At 48.8% G+C, this 23689-nt stretch carries 22 protein-coding genes; 5 read left to right on the forward strand and 17 right to left on the reverse strand.

Annotated features, from left to right (window positions below; all coding sequences use genetic code 11):
* Positions 1 to 291: 291 nt before the first annotated feature.
* The 10 genes from ACJJIS_RS02890 to ACJJIS_RS02935 form a co-directional block, all read right to left on the reverse strand.
* Entirely contained in the window at positions 292 to 1173 is an 882-nt protein-coding gene (locus tag ACJJIS_RS02890) for a hypothetical protein (protein WP_475709439.1), read from the reverse strand.
* Positions 1174 to 1468: 295 nt separating this feature from the next.
* Complete coding sequence (locus ACJJIS_RS02895) at positions 1469 to 2359, reverse strand: hypothetical protein (protein ID WP_444896138.1); 891 nt, start codon at positions 2357 to 2359, stop codon at positions 1469 to 1471.
* A 306-nt stretch (positions 2360 to 2665) separates the two neighbouring features.
* Positions 2666 to 3550, reverse strand: a complete 885-nt coding sequence (locus ACJJIS_RS02900; protein WP_444896139.1) for a hypothetical protein — start codon at positions 3548 to 3550, stop codon at positions 2666 to 2668.
* Positions 3551 to 4202: 652 nt separating this feature from the next.
* Positions 4203 to 5222, reverse strand: a complete 1020-nt coding sequence (locus tag ACJJIS_RS02905; protein ID WP_444896140.1) for a hypothetical protein — start codon at positions 5220 to 5222, stop codon at positions 4203 to 4205.
* A gap of 448 nt (positions 5223 to 5670) precedes the next feature.
* Positions 5671 to 6693 (reverse strand): hypothetical protein, encoded by a 1023-nt coding sequence (locus ACJJIS_RS02910; protein WP_444896141.1) that lies wholly within the window; start codon positions 6691 to 6693, stop codon positions 5671 to 5673.
* A gap of 467 nt (positions 6694 to 7160) precedes the next feature.
* The gene (locus tag ACJJIS_RS02915) at positions 7161 to 7703 is read right to left on the reverse strand and encodes a hypothetical protein (RefSeq protein ID WP_444896142.1); all 543 of its coding nucleotides are present in this window, start codon (positions 7701 to 7703) and stop codon (positions 7161 to 7163) included.
* Between the two features lie 59 nt (positions 7704 to 7762).
* Positions 7763 to 8635 carry a CsgG/HfaB family protein gene (locus ACJJIS_RS02920; protein WP_413663259.1) on the reverse strand — a complete coding sequence of 291 codons (873 nt, stop codon included), beginning with the start codon at positions 8633 to 8635 and terminating at the stop codon, positions 7763 to 7765.
* 32 nt (positions 8636 to 8667) lie between these two features.
* Positions 8668 to 9087, reverse strand: coding sequence for a curli assembly protein CsgF (locus tag ACJJIS_RS02925; protein WP_413663258.1), 420 nt, complete (start codon positions 9085 to 9087; stop codon positions 8668 to 8670).
* A complete protein-coding gene (locus tag ACJJIS_RS02930; protein ID WP_413663257.1) occupies positions 9087 to 9515 on the reverse strand; it encodes a CsgE family curli-type amyloid fiber assembly protein in 429 nt (142 codons plus the stop codon). Before ACJJIS_RS02930 ends, ACJJIS_RS02925 begins: the two co-directional genes overlap by 1 nt.
* Positions 9512 to 9943 carry a response regulator transcription factor gene (locus ACJJIS_RS02935; protein WP_282931332.1) on the reverse strand — a complete coding sequence of 144 codons (432 nt, stop codon included), beginning with the start codon at positions 9941 to 9943 and terminating at the stop codon, positions 9512 to 9514. Before ACJJIS_RS02935 ends, ACJJIS_RS02930 begins: the two co-directional genes overlap by 4 nt.
* 868 nt (positions 9944 to 10811) lie before the next feature.
* Between ACJJIS_RS02935 and ACJJIS_RS02940 the strand changes: the two genes are divergently transcribed.
* The 3 genes from ACJJIS_RS02940 to ACJJIS_RS02950 all read left to right on the forward strand — a co-directional run bounded on the left by ACJJIS_RS02940 (position 10812) and on the right by ACJJIS_RS02950 (position 14162).
* Positions 10812 to 12248 carry a hypothetical protein gene (locus ACJJIS_RS02940; protein ID WP_475709440.1) on the forward strand — a complete coding sequence of 479 codons (1437 nt, stop codon included), beginning with the start codon at positions 10812 to 10814 and terminating at the stop codon, positions 12246 to 12248.
* A gap of 162 nt (positions 12249 to 12410) precedes the next feature.
* Positions 12411 to 13202, forward strand: coding sequence for a glycerophosphodiester phosphodiesterase family protein (locus ACJJIS_RS02945; protein ID WP_475709441.1), 792 nt, complete (start codon positions 12411 to 12413; stop codon positions 13200 to 13202).
* 57 nt (positions 13203 to 13259) lie between these two features.
* Positions 13260 to 14162, forward strand: coding sequence for an MBL fold metallo-hydrolase (locus ACJJIS_RS02950; RefSeq protein WP_475709442.1), 903 nt, complete (start codon positions 13260 to 13262; stop codon positions 14160 to 14162).
* A 63-nt stretch (positions 14163 to 14225) separates the two neighbouring features.
* Here the strand turns inward: ACJJIS_RS02950 and ACJJIS_RS02955 are convergent, their stop codons facing one another.
* Both ACJJIS_RS02955 and ACJJIS_RS02960 read right to left on the reverse strand, forming a co-directional pair.
* Positions 14226 to 17345 (reverse strand): efflux RND transporter permease subunit, encoded by a 3120-nt coding sequence (locus tag ACJJIS_RS02955; protein ID WP_444896146.1) that lies wholly within the window; start codon positions 17343 to 17345, stop codon positions 14226 to 14228.
* Positions 17346 to 17465: 120 nt separating this feature from the next.
* Positions 17466 to 18584: an efflux RND transporter periplasmic adaptor subunit gene (locus ACJJIS_RS02960; RefSeq protein WP_475709443.1), complete on the reverse strand. Its 1119-nt coding sequence runs from the start codon at positions 18582 to 18584 to the stop codon at positions 17466 to 17468.
* A gap of 134 nt (positions 18585 to 18718) precedes the next feature.
* Here ACJJIS_RS02960 and ACJJIS_RS02965 point away from each other — a divergent pair, with 134 nt between their 5' ends.
* Positions 18719 to 19351 (forward strand): TetR/AcrR family transcriptional regulator, encoded by a 633-nt coding sequence (locus ACJJIS_RS02965; RefSeq protein ID WP_413663250.1) that lies wholly within the window; start codon positions 18719 to 18721, stop codon positions 19349 to 19351.
* On the opposite strand, the gene ACJJIS_RS02970 is transcribed toward ACJJIS_RS02965, so the two are convergent.
* The 5 genes from ACJJIS_RS02970 to ACJJIS_RS02990 all read right to left on the reverse strand — a co-directional run bounded on the left by ACJJIS_RS02970 (position 19332) and on the right by ACJJIS_RS02990 (position 23068).
* On the reverse strand, positions 19332 to 19796 hold the full coding sequence (locus ACJJIS_RS02970) for a GFA family protein (RefSeq protein ID WP_475709444.1): 465 nt from the start codon (positions 19794 to 19796) through the stop codon (positions 19332 to 19334). The two genes, ACJJIS_RS02965 and ACJJIS_RS02970, sit on opposite strands and share 20 nt — an antisense overlap.
* Positions 19797 to 19854: 58 nt before the next feature.
* Positions 19855 to 20616 carry an ABC transporter permease gene (locus ACJJIS_RS02975; protein WP_413663248.1) on the reverse strand — a complete coding sequence of 254 codons (762 nt, stop codon included), beginning with the start codon at positions 20614 to 20616 and terminating at the stop codon, positions 19855 to 19857.
* Positions 20613 to 21578 carry an ABC transporter ATP-binding protein gene (locus ACJJIS_RS02980; protein ID WP_413663247.1) on the reverse strand — a complete coding sequence of 322 codons (966 nt, stop codon included), beginning with the start codon at positions 21576 to 21578 and terminating at the stop codon, positions 20613 to 20615. The genes ACJJIS_RS02975 and ACJJIS_RS02980 overlap by 4 nt, the downstream gene beginning before the upstream one ends.
* A 92-nt stretch (positions 21579 to 21670) precedes the next feature.
* Complete coding sequence (locus ACJJIS_RS02985) at positions 21671 to 22894, reverse strand: MFS transporter (RefSeq protein ID WP_445355728.1); 1224 nt, start codon at positions 22892 to 22894, stop codon at positions 21671 to 21673.
* A gap of 18 nt (positions 22895 to 22912) precedes the next feature.
* Positions 22913 to 23068, reverse strand: coding sequence for a hypothetical protein (locus tag ACJJIS_RS02990; protein WP_413663245.1), 156 nt, complete (start codon positions 23066 to 23068; stop codon positions 22913 to 22915).
* Between the two features lie 84 nt (positions 23069 to 23152).
* Between ACJJIS_RS02990 and soxR the strand changes: the two genes are divergently transcribed.
* On the forward strand, positions 23153 to 23641 hold the full coding sequence (gene soxR / locus ACJJIS_RS02995; protein ID WP_282931344.1) for a redox-sensitive transcriptional activator SoxR: 489 nt from the start codon (positions 23153 to 23155) through the stop codon (positions 23639 to 23641).
* Positions 23642 to 23689 lie beyond the last annotated feature (48 nt).

Here is a 23689-nt window from a genome sequence, read left to right on the forward strand (position 1 = left end):
TATCACTGTAAAGAGGGGGAGCAGCGTTGCCGCAAAGGCATTGCCGCCAGTCAAACAGGTTAGCGGAAGGGTAGGACTGATACATTTTGATGGCTTCCCTGATACTGCTTAGGAGTCCAAAATTTCGTTCCGTCCCCAATATTCTTGCTGGGAATTGAGGCAGTCGCTATAGGAGAGAAGTTGTAAATCCTTGAGAAGAAAGTGCTATTGCACAGTACCGAATTTACTTTTTCCCCCTCTATAGCTTTTGCCTGTTGCTATGAACAGCGTAGGAATTTAGGTGGACTTATTCTATTGGGAAACATGACTGCTGTTGGAAGTGCCGATCTGTAGGGTACTACTCGATACTCCCGCTCTCATCTGGCTGGCTTGGACCTGGTTAGAGAGGCCAATCTGGGTACTGCTGGCCATTTGATTCAGGCCTAGTTGAGAAAATGAAACGGTATTTTCCAGCCCAATTTGGTTTGATTGGTTGCTATTGCCAACACCAGCTTGCAGAGAATTTGCTGAATTTAATAAACCCTCCTGTGAAGCTGACGATAAATTTCCTGCGCCCAATTGCTCCATTTCGGAAAAGTTAAGTGCACCTGTCTGGGTAATTGAAGATTCGTGAGCGATGCCAGTTTGCTCGCTGACACCTAAATTAAGCAAGCCCGCCTGTGAGATTGAAGCATTACCCGTAAAACTGAATACTTGTGCCACGGCGGCGACATTGGCTCTATCTGTCTGCTCAATATTGACGCTGTTATTGGCCCCAGAAATTTGTACCGTGGTGGCAACCTGTCCCTGGCCATCCTGAGTGTGCAGGGAGAAACCGTTTATTTGGTTAACCTGTCGGGTGAGCGATCTGCTATTAGAGCCAATTTGTACGCTCTGTCCCGCATTGTCGCTCCCAGTAGATTGAGAGACTCTGGAAAAATGATTGCGGCCAGTTTGGAATTGGGAAATCGTGCTGTTAATTTCTATGGATTGAATGCCAGTGGCGTCATTGAAAAAGCCAATTTGCTCTTGCAGGATCAAGTTGCTCTCATTAAGCGGAAACCTTTGGTTGGCAACGGCATTATTGCCAATACCAATTTGTATCTGCTCTATGGTTTGGTCATTTCCAAAGGCGGAATTGACGGACAGAAAAGCGATAAATGTGACTACCGGTGAGTAAATAAATTTTTTCACGAATACCTCCACGACTACATAACAAGGAGCATGAAAATTACGGCTTTGAAGTGCGGTGTCGGTAAGTAAACATAGGAAAATTACTGCCGGATATTAAATTCCGGACAGTAATTATTAAGAGCGCCAAAAGCGAACTGAACCAACTACCGCTATTTTCATTGTTGATGGCGGTATAGTAAGTCTCTATAGGGCTTTAGTCTCAATTTAATGAGAAATAAGTATCAAGAAATGAATGCTTTTACCTCAGGAATCCAGTCGGAATAAGTTGACCTTACTCCGACTGGTAATAACTTCGTTACTGTAAAACCACTGCCGTATTACCGGTACCGGTTTGGGTAATATTGGCAGATTGGGAGAAACCATTTTGAATCACAGTTGCATCATTCATACTGCCAGACTGATTGACGATCACCATATGGCCACCGCCTAATCCACCATTGCCGGCCTGCATAATATTGGCGGAATTCAAGAAGCCGTCCTGAGTGACATAGGCACTGTTATACCAGGACACTTGCACGATGGTGGCCATGTTGCCCTCGCCGTCCTGATAGAGGTCCAGTTCGTTGTACATATCGGACTGGGCGACATCTGCGCTGTTGGCGGCGCCGATCTGTTGGATACTGGCGTAGTGCCCGGTGCCTTCCTGGCTGATTATGGCTTCATGACTTGAGCCTTGCTGGAAAATCATCGCATCGGAATTAAAGCTTGCATATTGTCCAATTAATGCGCCGTGGAGTTCGCCCATTTGCTCAATAACAGAGACATTATCGCTACCGAGGTGTTGTTGGATCTCTGCCTCATTACCGGACCCCACCTGGCGTATTGTCGATTGCCCATGCTGTGTGGCTAATTGATAGCTACTGGCACGATTATTAGAGCCCGACTGGAATATTTCTACGCTATTTGCGATCCCATCCATTTGCAGGCTATAGGCGTCGTTAAGACTGCCTTCTTGTATTTGGATAATTGAGCTTTCAATTTCGTTTTGCTGTACGGCCTCTGCAATATGAGCAGAGCCGTCCTGACTGATCTCCAGGTGATTATCGATAGCGCTTGGGTCAGTTTGATCCGCTACAGCTGAGTTACTGGAGCCACTTTGGGTGATTAATGTAGTATTTTCTGCAGCATAACCCAAGCTGGTGGCAGATATCGCCAGTACCAGTGGAATTACGGTAATCTTCTGCACGGCTAACTCCTGTGTATTACCGTCTAGTGGTAAATCCGGTCGTTAAAACTTTTGCCTGTGTTACCTGTGAAGTGAGTAACGTCAAAATGTGAGAAATCGTTTACATGGAAAACTGTAGACGAAGAATTTTGAAACCACTGCTACGTAAGAAAATATTGATGCAGTATTTTTATCAGGTAAGGAAAGAATGCCATTCTTTGGGTAGCTTTGTAAGTGACTCATAAATTAAAGCTGGCATTAAAAAATGCATTCTTTCCTCTATGTATATTGAAAATATAATAACTTTCAGCCGGAACGAATATGCCGCTACTGCATGATAAATCCTTGGTTTAACATACCATTCTGAATGCCAATAGCCGTTTGATTGTCGACGCTTTGGGTAATAGTATGAAGGTTAGTTGTTCCTATCTGGGTACTGCTTGCAGTTTGCATTGCTCCAGCTTGATCCACGATGGACATATTGCCAGTACCATCTTGTAGCGTAGAAACCAACAAAATATCTCCCGTCTGGGTCTGGGTACTAATGTTACCATCTCCTATCTGGGTACTTGTTGCTACCAGGATGTCACCCGTTTGTATAGAAAAGTAAGTATTCAGATTGCCCGTTTGCGAGGAGGTCAACAGATTATCAAACCCTGTTTGTTCGGCATCTGCGCTATTTTGATCACCCGTTTGAGACACATTTAGGCTGTTAAACGTGGTGGTAGTTTGAGTCACTAACATCTGGTTATCAAAGCCAGACTGATAGAGGTTGACTGTATCGAAACTACTATCTGTTTGGGAGAAAATGATGTCATTTGCAGAATTGAACTGAGAAATGTCAACAAAGCTAGAAGATGTACTGTCCTGTAAAGTAGAGGCGAAATTTCCAGCGCCCTCCTGATAGATATTTACCTCTGCATCATCTGAAAAATTAGTTTGAGTCGAGTCAGCTTCATTCCCCAGCGTTACCTGTTCATGCCTGATGATACTCAAGTTGGTTGAAGTGTCTTGCCGGCTTTTGCTAACCTGTGCTTCATCTGCCTGAATAACCTCAATAAGGTTGTTAGTTGTTGTTGGGTCTACTTGGTTTGCAGTCACCTGGTGATTGTTACCCGTTTGTTCCACGGTAGTTGTATTTCCATCCGCATAAGTAATTGACCCGACAAGGCATAGACTGATGCCCACGGAAATTGGTGTATGGATTCGCATCGATATCTCCGATTGAAGGTAAGGTGGATTTTTCTTATCCCCATGATTTCAGTTGCGGTGAAGCATCAAGCCTAGGAAGGACAAAAGACTCCATAGATAGGGTATGGCATTTATTGCGCAAGGAGTTTGGCACACCTTGTTTTATTGCTATCCCTAATAGGTATTATCTCTGGAGTACCTGACAATACCCTGATGCTGGTATGAGTTTTATCGTAAGCCTCAAATATTGCTATGGGAAGTTAGTGCCTAAAAAATAGGAATATTTTCTTTGTTGTTGTTTTTTACGCTAGAGCACTAAGGTTGCTGGATAAGTGGACTTAAATGAAATTCAGTTAGGGGCTCGATAGGGCGACCCTTGTTTAAAGCCCTAATCAGGGTTGCTTAAAAATAAATCCCATATTATTACTGTTTTGGGTAGTATTAAATGTGTAGGGGTCTCCAATTTTAATTTTGGCAGCTGGATTTTTCGCAGCAATGAGATCGCCCTGGTCTACTGTAGCGTGCCATTTTTGGTAAGCTGAGTCGGGAGAGGTTTGGATTTTGTGGGGCTGATTCTACGTGTATATAGGGGTTAATACTTGTTTAGCACAATATAAACCGATAAATTTTTTCAGATAAAAAGGCCGGCTTTAAAAGTCGGCCTTAATTTTGGCTACTGAATAATAATTGCCATGTTGAAATCACCTACTTGAGCAGGCGCTGCTGCATTAAGATCCGTAGACTGAGTAACGGTAATTGTATTGAAGTTGCCAAGTTGTGATGCCGTAGTGGTGTTAAAGTCACCAGGCTGCGTCACAGTTAAGTTATTGAACGTGCCGTCCTGGGCTGCTGATGAAAAGTTATCGAAACCTACCTGCGTAACAACAGCTACGTTAGACGTCCCTACCTGTGCGGTGACAGCCCAGTGATCACCACCACTTTGATTGTGTACCAAAGTCTGGCCAGTACCGCTCTGGAAACCTTCACTATAATTGCCGTCGTCAGATTGGCTGAAGAAGATGGTGTTGAAAGAGCCATCCTGGAAGGAGAGTGTTGTACTGTTACTGGCCAAGACTTGCTGATGGGCGACTACATTGGTGTCTCCCGCTTGAATCATCGTCATGCTACTTGATGTGGTGCCACTTTGTGTCGCTGAAGCAGTGCCATTAGTACCTGTTTGACTAATAACCGCTGAGTTTAATGATGTAGCGGTTTGTATGCCTGCAGCAACATTACCATCACCGGACTGATTAATGACTAGAGTATCATTTGCACTAGTGGTCTGAGCGGTAGTTGCAAGTTGTGATCCACCACTTTGGGTAATAGTTGCAACACTGGTGTCTACAAAACTCTGGACCGTTGTAGCAATCTGTCCATCATCTATTTGCGTGATAGTAGCGACAGGAACATTAGAATCATTTTGAAAAGACTCCGCAAAGTTCAAGTCTCCTACTTGAGTTTGAGTAATTACTCCTAAGTTATTACTACTGGTTTGCTCTGCGTAAACCTCATTGTTGTCACCAGTTTGAGTCTGGGTGATCAGGTTATTAGTTACCGTCGGATCACTCTGATCAGCGGTTGCCATGTTACCAGTACCGTTCTGATTGAGAATGGCGGTATTGTTCGATGCGAAGGCTCCGGTGCTGGCGATCGCCAGAAGAACACTGGCGGCAATAGGTGTGTACTTGGTCATCTGTAACTCCATATAGATGTCAAATATCGCTGTACAGCTTTTACAAACAAAAAGAAAACAGCATCATTTGATATTGGAAGAGTCTCATCCTCAGGCATATTACAACCGTGCCAGAAGTATGTGAGGAAACTGGGATGAACCCGACTGCTTAATAACCTTCACATTCCTTGTGAAACCTAGCAATACCATTTAAACAGCAGCTTGATGCTGATTAGAGTTTTGTCGTCTTCTGGAGTTACAGCCATAGGACGGAAGTGCCGAAACCTTAGGAATAAAGTTCTTTTTTGAACTAGCTATGGCAAATAATGCCAGCTGATTTGGGGGGTGGCATTAAATGCATGAAATGGTTGTTTCATGGGAATTTAGGGCTAGTAATAATAATTGAAGCTTGCACTTAGCCCACCAAGTTGAAAATAGGCCGGCCAATTAAGCCGGCCTACCCCCTTTACTATTGAATGATAATTGCCATGTTGAAATCACCTACCTGTGTAGGTGTAGCCATGTTGGTATCGGTTGCCTGAGTTACGGCAATAACGTTGTTATTACCGGTCTGCGAGGCGACAGTGGTATTGAAATCTCCTGGCTGGGTAACGGTCAAGCTATTGAACGTTCCATCCTGGTAGCCTTCAGAATAGTTATCAAAGCCTGTCTGGGAGATCACGCCAATATTGGTGGTGCCCACTTGCTCAGTATAAGCCCAGTGATCATCTCCAACTTGAATGTGAGTCAAGCCCTGAGTAGTACCATTTTGGAAGCCCTCGCTGTAGTTCCCATCACCTGCTGTCTGTGATGTAGTGAATGTGTTGGAAGTGCCATCCTGGAAGGAAACAGAGGTACTGTTGGTGGCCAAAGTTTGAATGTGTATTACAGAGTTTGTGGTACCTGCCTGGGTAGCGTTAACAGTGCTCGAGGTACTGGAAGTTTGAGTAGAAGTTGCAGTATTGGTGGTTCCTGTTTGGGTTAAGAGTGCGGTGTTAAATGAACCGTTAGTTTGGATAACATTACCTACATTGCCGTCGCCAGACTGAGTCACTACAGCATTATCATTTGTACTGGAAACTTGAGTTACTGCTGCTACTTGCGGACTACCACTTTGGGTGACAGTAGCAACGCTGGTATCTACAAAACTTTGTGTAGTTGTTGCAAAGTGACCGTCGTTGATTTGGGTGATAGTAACAATCGCAGTGCTGGAATCATTCTGGAAGGACTCTGCGTCATTCATATCTCCGACTTGAGTTTGGGTAATTACACCGGAATCATTAAAGCTGGTTTGCTCTGCATAAACTACGTTGTTGTCACCAGTTTGGTTTTGTGTGATCAGGTTGTTGGATACAGTGGCATCACTCTGATCAGCCGTGGCCATATTGCCAGTGCCATTTTGGTTGAGAATGGCGGTATTGTTGGTAGCTAAGGCTCCGGTACTGGCGATCGCCAGAAGAACACTGGCGGCAATAGGTGTGTACTTAGTCATCAGTAACTCCATAGGGATGTCAAATATAGCTGTACAGCTTTTTACAAATAAAAGAATTCAGCACCATTAGATATTGGGAGTGTTTTGTCTCAGGACACGATACGGCTGTGTCAGGCGTATGTGAGTTATCTGGAGTGAAACCGACTGCTTCTAACCTTCACATTCCTTGTGAAACATCTAGCAATATCATTTTTAACAGCAGCTTGATGCTGAATAGAGTTTTGTCGTCTTTGGAGGTTGTGGCTATAGGGCAGAAGTCTTGAAACTTTAGGAAGAAAGTTCTTTTTTTAAGGTGGGGTGATAAAGCTTGTCAGAAAATTCTTTTATACGGCGCGAGGTTCAAATAATCACATTTCTGATAAATTTTCTAAGTTGCTGTAATCATTATTGTCACTTAATAAGCTTACATGAATTGAAGTAAAGAAGTCCAATCAGATGAAGGGAAACCAGAGAAGTATTATTAGTTATTAGTCATATTGGCTAATATACGTTGTTGTAGCGGTTCCGGTAACAGTGACCGAGGTGTGAAGGCCATTCCCACTTTGGTAAATATTGACGTTATGAAAGCTGCCAATCTCTTCCACATGGGCACTATTTTGTATTCCAAATTGGGATATGCCCGCAGTATTGCCAACTCCATACTGGTCGATATCTATAAAATTCTCAAAACCTATTTGTATCAACATTGAATAGTTGTAATTCCCGACCTGACTCGATGTGACAATATTATCCTCACCAGATTGGGTGACCGATAAACTATTTCTATTGCCGTCCTGGTGAGCAGAAGTGTAGTTGTTACTACCTGATTGGCGGGTATGTATGTTGTTGTTTCCACCTTCCTGGTTGATAACGGTTAAATTTGTGACGGAGTAAAGGTTGGCTGCGCTTAATTCGCTCGCAACAGCCAATTCACTACTGGAATCCAAGTCTGAGCAATGGCCTAAACCCGGAAGGTTAACAACAGCCATTGCTAGGGTGGCAGAAAAAATAATTCTGAATTTATGGTACATCTTTCCAAGTATCCCAATTTTAAGCCGGGCTTAAAAATCTAATTTGTCAGTCATTGATTCTACATAATGACAGTGCTGTCATTGAGGTAGTACTGCAATATCGGATTTTCAATCTCATCCGGATTGGCAAGTGCCCAAGAGTTGTGCACGATGCCTTCACTGATCAAATGAATCACAGCAGATTCCATCGCTGAAAGCATAGCAAGCTGTGCGGGTTCGTTATAAGTAGTACCAGCTTCTAATTCCAACAGGCGCCGATATTTTACATAGCGAAAAACATCGGCACTGATTGCCTTGGAGTAGACCGTTTTTGAAGTTAAAACGGAGTGCAATACCCGCCCAGAGCGAATATCTATGGCCCGCAAGTTTACTGTTACCTGATCCACGCGATACTGCTCGTCTGCGCCAATACCAAAATAGCGAGCACCTGCGCCACCGGTTTGAATATTTTGATCGTAGGCAACGATACCGCCTTCTAATAAGACATTTGCAGCCACAAGTGTGGGAAGTGGCACACTGTTATTGACGGGAATATCCGGCTTGGTTAATCCTGCACGGATAATCTTCCGCTCTGTCAGCAGATTTTGCAGCCCTTCACGTTCCAACGGGATAAACCAGCCGGACTCATTGAGTACGTCCATCAGCATGGCCGCGCCACCTTGGGTGACTGCGGTAGAGAAACTGCTGTTTGGTGCGGGTTTGTACTGGCCAGTCTGATCGCGGAAACCGTATACCGCCACCAATATTTTACCCTTCGGTTGCGGAAGGTTGATCAGGTCCCGATAGGTGTTTTTCCTCGGGGTGAGCATTGCATCTGTGATGCCCGGACCAAAAAGTGCATCGCCCACATCTTTGACCGCGGAACAACTACTTAGCGTCATTAATGTCGCTACGATGGGCAAAGCTATCACTTTTTTTATTGCATTACGCATTGCCAAAGAATCCTTTGAAATTTAAACGTTCGTTAGTTTGTCGGGTTTAGCCCGCTTACAACGATTTCGCTTTTATCTCCGGTACTGCGGTCGGTGATAAGTACTGTCAGGACACCATCGTTATCAACGATTTGTACGATAAAGTCGTCTGTAATCAGTTCTCCACTATTACCATCACCAACATCGGTTAGAAGTTGGTTTAGCAGGCGGGTTTCCAGCGAGTCGCTGAACCTATCCAGAGCACTGGGTTGTTCATAGAGGCTGTCTGGTTTATCCGGATCTTCGTGAGTATCTTGTGACTGCGCATTTTGCAGAAGGTAAGTACCATTGAGTGGGTTGCCACCAAAATTGGGGTTTACCGGTTCATAGATTAATTCGGTGGCCGAGACGTGATGATATGAGAACGCCGCCAGAGAAAAAAAAGCGGTACCCAGTAATGATTTGATCTTCATTAGAATTCATCCTTACCCAAATCAAAGGTGTCTGTGAGTGAGCTGCGAACACGCGCTTGCAGTACTTCCTGGTGAATATATTGCGCGGCCTCATCGGCCAAGCGATGAATATTATTGGTGCTTGGACTGATAAAACGCCTGAAAACAATTTTGTCGTTATAGGTAACCCAGATGAGATTTCCCCAACGTGCTGAGGGTCTTTCGTAAATAGTTAAGTTGTAAGTGGCATCTGGATAATTAAGGTTTCTGTATTCGCTCATATAGCGGGCAAAATCGTGCCCGGTACGGGTTATTGTTCGATCAATATTGAATCCACTGATTTCGTCTTCGAGTTTTCCAGAATCGGTATCTGCTGGAGGGACCTCTGTGTCATCCTGGCCAAAGGCCAAGGATGCACACAGTGTCAACATCAACAGGGTTAGTCTCATATCCTCTCTTCCTGGAGATTGAGCTTGGCCCAATTACTGGCCTGCAGCCGGTTTTTAACTCCAATTTTTCGGAAAATGTTATACATGTGATTTTTCACAGTGTGTTCGCTAAGGTGCAATTTTGTTGCGATCACACTGTTGGGTTCACCGGTAGTGAGTTGTCCGAGTATTTCCTGTTCCCTGCGGGTAAGAGGGAGGGAGTTTTGTGGGCTGATATGTTGTCGCCCCTCGGCACTGTGAATCGCGGTATCCAATTTGTGAATAAGGTTTTCCTGACTGGTATTGCTATCACAAAGTAGGTGAAAACCTTTCTGGCGTAACTTTTCCGATATATGAATGGGTAGGTTGGCTGGGAGATTAATCAGTAAAGCTTTTGCATGACTAATCTTCTTTAGGTCTGAAAGAAACTGCTTTGAGTCAGAACTCACACCAATTTGCCAACAATCTATCACGATAGCCTGATAATGCTGCAGGCAGTTTTTTTGTTTTCCAATGCTAGATTTTTCCCAGGGTATGGGAATAGCTTGCGAAAACAGTGAAAATAATAGATCGCCTTGAAGGCCGGAGTTGCTAAAAAAAAGAACCGGCATATACCTCGTACCTCTCCTTGATACAGATAGATCTCTCTTAAAATAAGAGTTTGACCTTCCATCGACTCCTGTCGTTTAGGTTCCCAAAATTACCCCACGTTATCTGCCATGACGACGTGGGAGTCAGCGTAAAATTGTTTCTGCCGTGTTAGGGAAAAACACTCACTCAATGAGAATTTAGTTTGGAGTGTAGACGTAGGAGGGGTAAGGCTTAGGAAAAAATGTGCCTTATTTATGGAGGTTGAATATTTTTGGTTTGGTTTGGATGTGGTTTTTAAGTTTGGAAATGTATTGTTTTTCTCAGTCAAAGTTTTGAAAGGTATGCGTGCAATTTATTTTTTTGGCATTTTGTGTCTCGCATATGGTGCTGTTTTTTTCTTTGGCAACTATTGTGCTTTATTGTTGATTTTCTCTACTAGATGTAGACGTTTATTTTTTTAATTTCTAACGGGATAAACTTAAATTGATGTAAAAGAACAACTGTTTTCAGGTAACTTAATGATGTCACCTGTATGGTTCCGTATTGTTGGGTCGCCTTAACGGCCCTGCGTCTATATCAGCTTTCCCAGTGTTTCCAATATTAGGGCCTGATCCTAGTGGCAAAGCTGTCGTCATACTCCTGTACAAATTGTGAACTTTTGGGCGAATGTGCTGTCCGCAGCTGTTAGGATAGAGGCCAATTGGGCTGATAATGAAGGGGGGAGAGATGAGTCAACTAATGCAAAGTTTACCACTTTGGCTTTGGGGCATCCTGGGATTGATTGTTTTGTTCCTGGCCCGTGAGCCTGTGCATCGCGCCGTATATGCAATAGCGCGTCTGGGCCATCGGGCGTTGCGCTTTATCGCGGGTAATATTGATTCCGCAGAACAAAGACTGGTAGAGCGCAATCGAGAAGTACTTTTTGCCGAAGGCAGGGACACGGCAGAGCGCCAGATTGAAAGAGAATTTGAACGTATTGAGCAAACCGTACATCGGGATTTGGCACTGTATCCAACCTTACATAGAAAGCTCTGTGAACAACTCAGCAGCTTGGATGAAGACTATGTACGCAGTGCTGAAATAGCACCGGAACCGTCAAACTGGGCCAGGGCTATTCGAGCTGTTTCGGAAATTCCTGGCAAAGAGGACCCTGTGGTAGCAGATGTTCTCGATACTATTAATCAGTCTATGCGCAAGGCCGAGTCCAAAGCTCTGGAGTCCTATCGTGAGTCCACCCGAGAGAGGCATCAATTACTAAAACGTATGCTGCCCAGTTGGCGTGCAATGCTTTCGACATTGGGACGTATTAACAAAAATGTAGAATCGGTTATTCGGCGGGCCAAAGCGCTGGATGGCCATATGGAGCGCTACGAAGAGATTTTACAGGAAACGGATAAAAGCCTTCACTTGCTGTCTTCATCCTCTTTCAGCCGCTTTCTGACAGCTTCTCTGGTATTAGTGGTTGCTTTAGCTGGCGCTATGGTGAATTTTCAGTTACTGGCACAGCCTATGGCGGCAGTACTGGGCGCTGAAGCTTCACTTGGCAGTTATAGTCTCGCCAGTATTTCAGCCGCAGTGGTTATCTTTTTGCAGATCACTGTCGGATTGTTGATTATGGAATGCTTGCAGGTTACTCGAATGTTTCCTGCGGTAGGTTCCCTCGGTGAGAGTACGCGCAGGTTATTGCTGGGAGTGGCTTTGGCACTCTTATTGGTTTTGGCTGTAGTCGGTGGAAACCTGGCTTTCTCACGTGAGTTGATTCTGCAACAGCAGTTATTAGGTTCTGAGCAGCTTTGGCCAATTCCTCTGGCACAGATGGGACTTGGGTTTGTGCTTCCCTTGATTCTGGCTTTTCTGGCAATTCCTTTGGAGCAGTTTATCCGTTCAGCGCGAACGGTAATTGGTATTGGTGTGGGCTTATCCCTGCGGGGAATGACCATAATACTGCGGTTTTTGGCGATGGCTTCACTGCACTTAGGTGTTTTGGTTAATCGTTTTTACGACATCGTTATTTTTGTTCCCCTCTGGTTACAGGCTTTATATGTCCGTCAGAAACAGGGAACTGGCAGTGAGGCTAAAGAACCGGCGGAGAAAGAAGAGTCCAAAAAGAATACCGTGTTTGCTGACACTGATTCTGTTGCCAAATTAGTGGAAGAGGCGTAATCGAAGCTAACACTATCCAGCTTGAAAACTGACAAAATAATAAGTGTGGTGAGCATGTTTTGGTTGTCGTTCTTTTTAATTGCCCTAGTCGTCCTTTTTCTTTATGCCCTGTCTGCACCGGGCAAACCTTGCCCCCTGTGGTTTCCTCAGGGGGAGGGGCCGATGGTGATCGCACATGGTAATGACTGCGGCAACGGCCTCTACCCAGGAAACACGGCGATTTACCTTGAAAAAATGGTGCAACTGGGCGTGGATGCTATTGAAGTGGATCTGTGGCTCACTGCCGACGGTCATTTAGTGTTGGTTCACGACAGGGAGCTGGAAATGTTTTCTGATGGTGCGGGGTTTGTAGAAGATAAGACTCTAGAGCAGTTGCGACAGTTAAATGTTGCCTATCTCTGGACCCGAGATGGAGAGCATTACCCCTATAGAGAAAATCCCCTGCGAGTGCAGACTCTGCAAGAGGCGCTGGCAATGGTGGGGGATATGCCAATGATACTGGAGATTAAAAGCCGCCAGTATCGCACGGCAAAAGTGTTGAAGGATGTGCTGGCAAAGTGTGGAAAAGGCGAGCAGGTCGTTGTTTCCTCATTTCACCAAGGGGTGATTAATGAGTTTCGTCGACTCTGTCCGCAAGTGGCAACAGGCACGCCTACCGTAGAGGCAGTGGTATTTTATATTGCACAGTTACTCCGAGCAGAAAAACTGCTGCGCCCAAGCTATAGCGCGATGCAGCTACCGATGGAGCAAAAAGGTATTCCCGTAGTTACTGAAAGTATGGTGCGAGCCGCTGATAAGAAGAGCGTCCACTTGGCGGTATGGACAGTGAATGGTATGGAGAATTACCGGCGCTATATTGATCTGGGCGTACACGGCATTGTGACTGACCGACCGGATCTGCTGTTGGAGATGTTGGCGCAGCAGCGAGAAACTTTATTGAAGCAGGCAGCCTGAGCTAAATAATCAGTTGCCAAAGATATTGGAAAGAAATAATAACAACTGGGAGTTCTTATGAAGAACGTAGTAGGTTTCGTCGCCCTGGCGGTTTCTGTATTGGCTGCATCTTTTACCTCTGCGCAGGATCGGTTTGCCAATGTGGAAATTAGTAGTGAAGCCGTGTCTGGCAATGTTTATATGCTCAAAGGGGCTGGGGGCAATATTGCAGTACTGGTGGGAGAGGACGGCACCTTTATGGTGGATGACCAATACGCGCCTTTGACCGCAAAAATTCAACAGGCAGTAGCTGAGTTAGCCAAGCAACCTTTGCGTTTTGTCATTAATACCCACTGGCATGGAGATCATACCGGCGGCAATGAAAACCTGGGTAAAAGCGGCGCCCTGATTGTGGCTCACGAGAATGTGCGCAAACGGGTAAGTACCGAGCAGTTTATTGAGGCGTTCAAGCGGAAGGTTGAGCCGTCTCCCCCAGAAGCATTACCGGTGATAACCTTTACCGATGCCACTACCTTTTACTGGAATGGCGATAGGGTAAAGGTCCAACATGTGGGGCCGGCGCACACGGATGGTGACTCCATCGTGCATTTTGCCGAAGCCGATGTGATTCATATGGGGGATATTTATTTTAACGGCAACTATCCCTTTATAGACCTCTCTTCCGGCGGCTCGGTGGATGGCATGATCGCAGCTATGGACACCGCTCTGGCAATGGCGGGGGAAGATACAAAAATTATTCCCGGTCACGGTCCTCTCAGTAATCGGGCAGAACTGCAACAGCAGCGCAATATACTGGCAGGGCTTAGGGACAAAGTGAAAGCGATGGTGGATGAGGGTAAAACCCGGCAGGAAGTGATTTCTGCAAAGCCCACAGCGGAATTTGATGCGCAGTATGGCCAGGGTTTTATGACACCGGATATTTGGACCGGGATTGTTTACGACTCCCTGACACAATCTTAGGAAATAAAAAAGGCGGCGCAGTGAAAGCCTGCGCCGCCTTTTTTGTTGGATTACCCGGTGATTTTAATCTGTAGTGGCATTTGGGGTCATGGGCCCGCCAAATTCAGGGCTATTTTCCACCGCCTCTTCATTGTGTTCTTCCCGCACTCGGAACCAAGCGGCATAGAGTGCTGGCAGGAACAGTAGGGTGAGTCCGGTTGCGACAATCAATCCGCCCATAATGGCGACCGCCATAGGGCCAAAGAAGTCACTGCGGGACAGTGGAATCATCGCCAATACCGCAGTCAGCGCTGTCAAAACAATCGGCCTGAAGCGTCTTACCGTCGACTCGACAATTGCATCCCAGGGGCTGAGGCCCTGGCTGATATCCTGCTGTATCTGGTCCACCAAAATCACCGAGTTACGCATAATCATTCCCGCCAGGGCGATGGTGCCCAGCATGGCGACAAAACCAAAGGGCTTGCCAAACAACAGCAGGAACAGGGTAACGCCGATCAGGCCCAGGGGAGCCGTGAGGAATACCATGGTGGATAGGGACATACTGCGCAATTGCAGCATTAGTAGGGTAAAGACCACCAGCACAAATAGCGGCATACCGGCATTGACCGATTTTTGCCCCCGTGCAGATTCTTCCACGGTACCACCCACTTCCAGCAAGTAGCCCGGCGGTAATTTATCGCGAATGGATTGAAGCTGAGGCCACACGGCATTGACGACGGTCGCCGGTAACTCTTCCCCATAAATATCAGCGCGCACGGTAACGGTGGGCAGGCGGTCCCGGTGCCAGATAATACCTTCCTCAAAACCGTATTCCAGGGTGGCAATCTGGTTCAACGGTACACTGCGGCCGCTGTCGGTTTGTACCGCGAGGTTACCCAACTGGCGCAGGGCATAGCGATCGTCTTCATTACCGCGCACACGCACGTCGATCAGCTCGTTATCCTCCCGGTATTGGCTCACAGTGATACCCGTTAAGGAGCTTTGCAGAGCCTGGGACAAGGTTGCACTGTTGACGCCCATGGCGCGAGCGCGGTCCTGGTCGATATTGAGGTTGATAGATTTACTGGGTTCTTCCCAATCCAGGTGCACGTTGGTCACTTGTGGATTGTCCCGCAGGCGCTCGGCCACTTCCCGGGCCAATCCGCGCACTTCGCGAATATGTTCGCCGGACAAGCGGAATTGCACCGGGTAACCCACGGGCGGGCCGTTCTCGAGGCGGGACACACGGCTGCGCAGGGTGGGGAACTCCTCATTCATCGTATTGATCAACCAGCTGCGCACTTGCTCGCGTTCTTCGACACTGCGGGTCATCACAACAAACTGGGCGAAACTGGCAGCGGGCAGCTGCTGGTCCAAAGGCAGGTAGAAGCGCGGGGAGCCGGTGCCCACATAGGCCACGTAATTTTCTACCTGATCGTTTTGCGCCAGCAGGGTTTCCAACCTTTTGGCCTGGTGCTCGGTGGATTTCAGCGAGGCACCTTCGGCCAGCTTCAGGTCCACCATCAATTCGAGGCGTCCGGAAGAGGGGAAGAACTGTTGCGGAACCAGTTTGAACAGAGCGAGCGAGCCGACAAAAATTGCCAGGGTGGCTGCGATCACTGTTTTGCGATTGCGCAGGCACCAGGTAATAAAGCGGCGGAAGCGCTGGTAAAAGGGTTTCTGGTAGGGGTCTGCCACTTCACCGCCGTGGCCGTGTCGCGCCAGGTTTGGCAGCAGGTAGTGGCCCAGATAGGGTACAAAGACCACGGCGGCAATCCAGGAAACGATTAGCGACAGGGTGACCACCTGGAAAATAGATCGGGTGTATTCACCGGTGCCGGATTGGGCGGTGGCAATCGGTAAAAAACCGGCGGCGGTAATCAGTGTACCGGTGAGCATGGGAAAAGCGGTACTGGTCCAGGCGAAGCCGGCGGCTTTTAGCCGGCTGAGCCCCTGCTCCATTTTTATCGCCATCATCTCCACCGCGATAATGGCATCGTCCACCATCAAGCCCAGGGCGAGTACCAGTGCCCCCAGCGAGATCTTGTGCAGTCCGATATTGAAGTAGTGCATCAGCGCGAAGGTCATCGCCAATACCAATGGGATCGACAGCGCCACAATTAATCCCGGGCGGCTGCCGAGGGAGAAAAAACTCACCAGCAGTACGATACCCAGGGCTTCGGCCAGCACTTGCAGGAATTCGCCGACGCCGCGTTTTACTGCCGCCGGTTGGTCGGAGACCTTGCGCAGTTCCATACCTATGGGCAGATCTTCCTGTAGTCGGGCAAAGGTTTCGTCGAGGGCTTTACCCAACTTTAAAATATCTCCCCCTTCCTTCATGGACACGGCGAGGCCGATGGCATCCTCTCCCATAAAGCGCATGCGGGGCTGGGCCGGATCGCTAAAGCCGCGGTGGACCTGGGCGATATCTCCCAGGCGCTGGGTGCGGCCATCTGCGGTAATAGGAAACTGGCGTATTTCATTGACGGAGGTGAATTGTCCGCTCACACGGATGCGCACCCGGTCGCTGACGGTATCCACAAAGCCGCCATCGGTGACCTGGTTTTGCGCTTGCAGGGCGTTTTGAACCGCAGACAGTGGAATGCCCATGGAAGCTAATTTGGTATTGGATATCTCCACCCAAATTTTTTCGTCCTGCAATCCCAGTAACTCGACCTTGCCTACATCCTTAACTCGCTGAAGGGCCAGTTGCAGTCGCTCAGCGTAGTCCTTCATCAGTGCGTAATCGAAGCCACTGCCGGTGAGGGCATAAATATTGCCGAAGGTGGTGCCAAACTCGTCGTTAAAAAATGGGCCCTGGATATCCGGCGGCAGGGTGTGGCGAATATCCCCCACCTTTTTGCGCACTTCATACCAGAGATCGGGAATGTCACGGGAGTGCATATCGTCCCGGGCAACAAACAATACCTGGGATTGCCCCGGACGCGAAAAAGAGGAGATACGCTGGTAATCGCCGGTCTCCAGTAATTTCTTTTCTACCCGTTCGGTAATCTGGCGGGACACATCTTCGGCACTGGCGCCGGGCCAGACGGTGTTGATCACCATCACCTTAAAGGTAAAGGGTGGATCTTCACTTTGCCCCAATTGGGTATAGGAAAAGGTTCCCAGCAGTCCCAGGACGATCATTGCGTAAAGCACCAGCGGGCGGTTTTTTAAGGCCCACTCGGAGAGGTTAAAACCCATGGCAGTTTCTCTGTTTCAAGGGCGGCTCTGCTTTTCGCGGCCGCACTTTGGAAATTGTTATCGAGGCTTTATTGGGAATTAATTTTCGCGGGCAGGCGTTATTGTTCCCGCGTCTTTAATTTATTCCTGATGGGCGAGAGACGGCCCCTGTTCGATGGGGCGGTTCATACGGTCCACAGGGCGCACCACCATACCTTCCTGCAACAAATGGGTACCTGCGGCCACGACCCAGTCATTGCGTTCCAACCCGGAAAATACCGAGACAAATTCCTCACCGTAGGGGCCCAGGCTGACCGGGGTTTTATGCAGCGTTTTTGTCTCTGGATTTAATACCCATACAAATGCGGCGCCATCGTCAGCACTGACTGCTGACATCGGAACTTGCAGTACATCAGTTTTTTCCGCCCTGGGGACAAATGCCCGTGCACTCTGGCCGATTTCTACACCGCTCACTTTATTTTCGAAAGCGACCCTGGCTTCAAAGGTGCGGGATATGGGATCGGCTGCCGGCGATAGTTCGCGGATGCGTGCGGGGAAAGATTGGCCCGGTTGGGACCAGAGTTCGACAGTTAGCGGTTGGCCCACTTTAAAGCGGCTGATGGATTGTTCCGGCAGGTCGATACGCACTTCCCGTTCACCATCGGCTGCCAGCTCAAAAATGCCTTGTCCTGCGGCAACGACCTGGCCGGCCTCGGCCATGCGGCGGGCGATCACGCCACTTTCCGGCGCCTTGAGTACGGCGTAGGCAGCCTGGTTGCGGGCAACATCCAGCTGTGCCTTGGCCTGCTGTAGTCGCGCTTCGCTGGCTTCGAATTGGGTTTCTACGGTATCGAACTGGGATAGGCTCACCAGCTGCTTTTCCAATAGCTTGCGGTGGCGCGAGAGTTCACTGCTAGCCAGGCGCTGGTCTGCCTCGGCGGAAGTATGGCTGGCGCGGGCTGAATCCAGTTGTAGCAGCAGGTCTTCAGTATCCAGTTCTGCCAGGGGCTGGCCCTGCTCCACACGGTCGCCGACATTTACCAGGCGCCGCTGGATTTTCCCGCCGATACGGAAGGCCAGTGCCGGCTCGAAGCGGGCTCTTACCTCACCGGGATAGACATCGGTTTGGGCGCTGGCCAGGGTGGGGCGCACCATAACAGCGGGCCGCGGTTTGGTTTCTTGTTCCTGAGATTCAGAGGGGGCACAAGCGCTCAGCAAAAGGCTGAGTGAGAGCGCAGCGAGGATTAGCATTCGGTACATATTGGCTTCCTTCCCCGGCGCTGGCGCGTCGAGGCAGATCCGTGACTGGGTCAAGCATGGCCGGGCGGCCATCAATGTTATACTGGCGAGTATAGTATATTTAATGAACTAACGAGTCTAGTATATGGAGAGCTATGTCTGAGCAGACCCAGACGGCCGCCCAGCGCGGTCGCCCCAAGGATCCGGTGAAACGCCAAGCCATTCTGGATGCCGCCCGGGACCTGTTTTTATCCCACGGTTTTGCCGCTACCAGCGTGGATGCGGTGGCCTCGGCTGCGGGAGTATCCAAACTTACGGTCTACAGCCACTTCTCCGATAAGGAGACGCTCTTTAGCGCCGCGATTGCCTCTCGCTGCGAAATGATGATGCCCCTGCCCATCTTTGCTTTAGAAGAGGGGGAATCGGTAGAGCAGGTCCTGGAGCGTATTGGCGACGCTTTTATGGGGATGGTGGAGAGCGAGGATAGCGTACGTCTGTTACGCCTTTTGTGTGCCCTGGCATCCCAGGAGTCGGAAATGGCCCAGCTATTTTTTGACGCAGGTCCCCAGCGGATTTTGGGGGAGATAGAGCAGCTACTGCGCAGAGCCAATCAGTTACAGATGTTGAAGGTGGATAATCCCGCCGTAGCGGCGGAAGATTTTATCGGCTTGTTGCTGGGTTGCCACCATATGCAGGTCTTGATCGGTTGCCGACAAATGTCGACACAGGAAGAGCGCCGTGAACGCGTACAAAAGGCGGTGAGAACCTTTATGTGTGCCCACCACTAGCGCCGGGATTATTGCCTGTATTCTTGGGCTGCTCCGCCATCGCGGGGCACAGGACAATATCAGTGGCTACCTGGAGCCACTCAGGTTTGTTGCGGCTGTAAACATAGCGCTCGGGATAAATAAACTCCGGTGCATCAAAGGCGCCGCCGCCGAAGCCCCGATATTCGGGTAGGAATTCCAGTGTCCAGGTGAGCGTGCTGCCGCAATCGGGGCAGAACTGGCTCTTTATCCAGCGACAGGCATCGGAGTAAAGAATGTGGGTTTGCAAATGGCCCTGAAGAAAGGCTATTTGTTTCTTTTTGAAGTAGACCGATAAGCCGATGGGGCTACCGCTGCGCTTTCTGCACCACTGACAAGAGCACAGGCTGACCCGGCGAGGGGAGCCGTGGGCGCGAAAGCGCAGTTGCCCGCAAACGCAGCCCCCTTCGTGATATTCCTCCATCATGCCAAGTCCACCGCTGTACCGCCTTTACTAAGGTTGGCACAGCGGCGTAGGGGAGGAATCAGGTTTTGATGCGGTATCCGGTGCGGAAAATCCACCAGACGGTGGTGAGGCACAGCACCAGAAAGAGCAAAGTCATGCCGATACTCAGCCCCAGGTTAACATCGGCTACGCCGTAAAAAGCCCAGCGGAAGCCGCTGATCAAATAAACTACTGGGTTGAACAAGGTAATTTTTTGCCACATTTCCGGCAGCATACTGATCGAATAAAATGCACCGCCGAGAAAAGTGAGCGGCGTAATAATCATCAGCGGAATAACTTGCAGCTTCTGAAAGTCATCGGCCCAAACTCCGATAATAAATCCGAACAGGCTAAAAGTGACGGCAGTCAGCGCCAGGAATGTCAGCATCCACCAGGGGTGGACAATTTCGTAATCCACAAAAAAGCGAGCGGTCAGCAATATCAACAGCCCCAATAAAATGGACTTTGTCGCTGCGGCACCCACATATCCGGTGACGATTTCGAAGGAGGATATGGGAGCGGACAGTACTTCATAAATGGTGCCGGAAAACTTAGGGAAAAATATTCCGAAAGAGGCGTTGGAAATACTCTCGCTGAGCAGCGCCAGCATTACCAATCCTGGAATAATAAAGGCCCCATAACTGACTCCGTCGATATCCCCCATACGCGATCCAATCGCCGCACCAAACACAATAAAATAGAGAGATGTGGAGAGCACCGGTGAGGCGATGCTCTGCATCAGGGTACGCCAGGTGCGGGCCATCTCAAACTTATAGATGGCGCCAATTCCATACCAATTCATGCCTGTGCCTCCTTGCTGAGCTGCTCTTCCCGTTCAAGGCGGGCACCGTGAACCAAGTTGACGAAAATTTCCTCCAGGGAGCTTTCCCGGGTGTGTAAATCGCGGAATTCAATATTGGCGGCATTTAAACGGCGCAGAAATTCCGCAAGACCAGTGTCTTCGCTTTTGATATCAAAGCGATAAACCAGCTGGCTGCCATCGCTGCTGAGACTGAGTGGCAGGTCAGCGAGACTCTCTGGAATTTGTTGCAGTGGTGTGGGCAGTTGCAGGCTGAGTTCTTTCTCCCCCATTTTCTTCATCAGTGCATTTTTCTCCTCAACCAGAACCAGTTGGCCGTGATTGATAACACCGACACGATCGGCCATTTCCTCGGCCTCTTCGATATAGTGGGTGGTGAGGATAACGGTTACTCCCGACTCTTTCAGTTCGCGCACCATTTGCCACATATCCTGGCGTAGCTCCACATCGACCCCGGCGGTGGGTTCGTCGAGGAAGAGCACATTGGGCTCGTGGGATAGCGCTTTGGCGATCATCAGTCGGCGCTTCATTCCTCCTGAAAGTGTAATAATTTTGTTATCTTTTTTCTCCCATAGGGATAGCTGCCGTAGAATTTTCTCCAGATAGGCGGGATTGGGAGCCTTGCCGAATAGACCGCGGCTGAATTTCACTGCCGCCCAAACGGTTTCAAAGGCATCGGTGGATATCTCCTGGGGCACCAGACCAATCTCATTGCGGGCATTGCGATAGTCCCGCTGAATATTGTAACCATTGACAGTGACCTCACCGCAGCTTGGATTTACGATGCCGCAGATAATACTGATCATGGTTGTCTTGCCCGCGCCATTGGGGCCGAGCAAGGCAAAGAGTTCTCCCCGCTGAATTTCCAGGTCGATATTCTTCAGGGCGGTAAACCCCTCGGCATAGGTTTTTCCCAAGCCTTTGATGGAAATAATCGATTCCACTTTTTCTCCTTGCCAAAATTACCGTACGGCTTTGGCTGTGTGTTGTCAGGTGGATTTATCGGGCAGAAAGGAGGAATACCTTTCCTGTCGGATCAGTTTCCCGATCCCAGCCCGGAAGTATATGCCAATGAGAATTCTTTTTTAATTTTAATGATGTATATCAAAGCTGCGCTGGAGGCGGCGAACATCAAAATTAAAGCCATGGATGAGAATGCACTGGAATATCCCATTTTATCAATCCAGGGCTGGCTGATGAAAGGCGAAATAAATTGCCCAAGAAAAATTCCAGTCGTCAGAAATCCCGCAGTTTTCCCTCTTTTTGACTCCGGAGCAGATTCGAGAGCCGTAGAAAAGATATGTGGTATCAGGGTACCCATTCCAAGTCCGTAGAGGGCAATAAAAGCAACTATTTCCGTCAGGTTTTCAGCGCCGGCGAGCAGCCCAAAGCTGGCGGCCATAATAGTAAAGCTTGCGACAAAAACGCCGAGCACTCCCAGTCGATTCCGGGCTCGCCGGTAAATCAATAATGAGGCGATGGCTCCCATAACATTACTGGAGGCGATAGCCATAGCAATAAGGCTGGGTGAGGAGATTTCTATCTCGCGCAAGTAAAAAGGGATCTGAGTTGGAATCAGGGTAAAAGCCAGGCTATTTAAAGTTGCCGCCGCCAGTAGTGCATAAAATGCAAGCGGGTTATCCTGCTTTTCTTTTTTGGGGTCTCTGTGCTTGAAAGGCCTTACTCGCATGGGCTCCCAAAGGAAAATTTTAACTGCTGGAACTAGTAGTAAGGCCAACAAGTAAATTGCGAAGGGGGCGCGCCAATGTAAGCTGGCCAGTAGTCCGCCCAGGGTTAGAAATACGACCCCACCGATACTGATAAAAGTACTCTGCTGGCTCAAATAAGTTAGGCGTTGCTCCCGGCTGAAATAATCCCCCACCAGGGCTGTTACCGAGGTCATTGTTCCGGCCACGGCAACTCCCAATAGTAAGCGGCTAGTCAGGATACCTGCGAGACTATCCTGAAATAGGGCTAGTAGACCGGATAGTCCATAGAGTACCAGGGCTGCTTTCAATAATTGCAGGCGGCCATGGCGATCAGCAATCCAGCCTGCTAATGGAGCGCAGAGGGCGATGCTCAAAGCGGGCAGGGTCACTACCAGTCGGCTCCACAAATCACTATTGGGTGTCCCTGAGAAATACTGCTGCAGTGCAGGTAGTGACGGGGCTACAGTGGCCCCCGACATGATAGTGAGTGCTGCCAAGCACAGTAATGTGATACGGCTCTGAGACGGTATCCCGCTGGTCGTGTGCTTCATGATTATTAGTCGCTGCTTCTAGGTCCCTGGGTTTCTCTTCGCGGTATCTCCAGACTCGCGTATTTCAGTAGCAAATTTGGGGTTCAGGCTTGCAGCTGCCACTAGTAGTAAGAACAGGTTTGGGTTGGCTTGACCGACTGGTTGCGCAACGCCGTTTGCTTGGTGCTTTTCCATCACTTTTCTCCCTCGCTTGCATTAGGTTGCGCAGCAGTGTAAAACCTCAACTAATGTTTAGGTCAATGGTTGGTGGGCATTTTTATGGCAGCTGAAGAATCGGCCGAAAAAGGAGCGGTAAAGTCAAAGCAAATCAAGCGGGAGCTGACTGTTGGCGAGGTGGCCGAGCGCAGCGGCGTGGCAGTCAGCGCCCTGCATTTCTATGAAAGCAAAGGCCTGATTGCCAGCTGGCGGACCTCGGGAAATCAAAGGCGTTACTCGCGGGATGTGTTGCGCCGAGTGGCCATTATCAAGGTGGCCCAGAGCACCGGGATTCCACTGTCGGAAATACGCGAGGCTTTCGGGGAGCTTCCCAATAAACGCACGCCCAATGCGGGGGATTGGTCATCACTCTCTTCTCACTGGCGTGAAGAGTTGGATCAGCGTATCCAGCAGTTAACCAAGTTGCGCGATGATCTTGAGGGATGTATTGGCTGTGGTTGTTTGTCTATGCAGAAATGCCCTTTACGGAATCCCGGGGATGAAGCTGCGGAGCAGGGAGGGGGAGCTCGCTATTTGGATTTGACCGAGTAGGAAAGTAGTAGCAATACACGAGTACTGCTACCAACTCCCAAGGCGTAC

This window comes from Microbulbifer maximicatervae (SeqCode) (assembly GCF_056231245.1).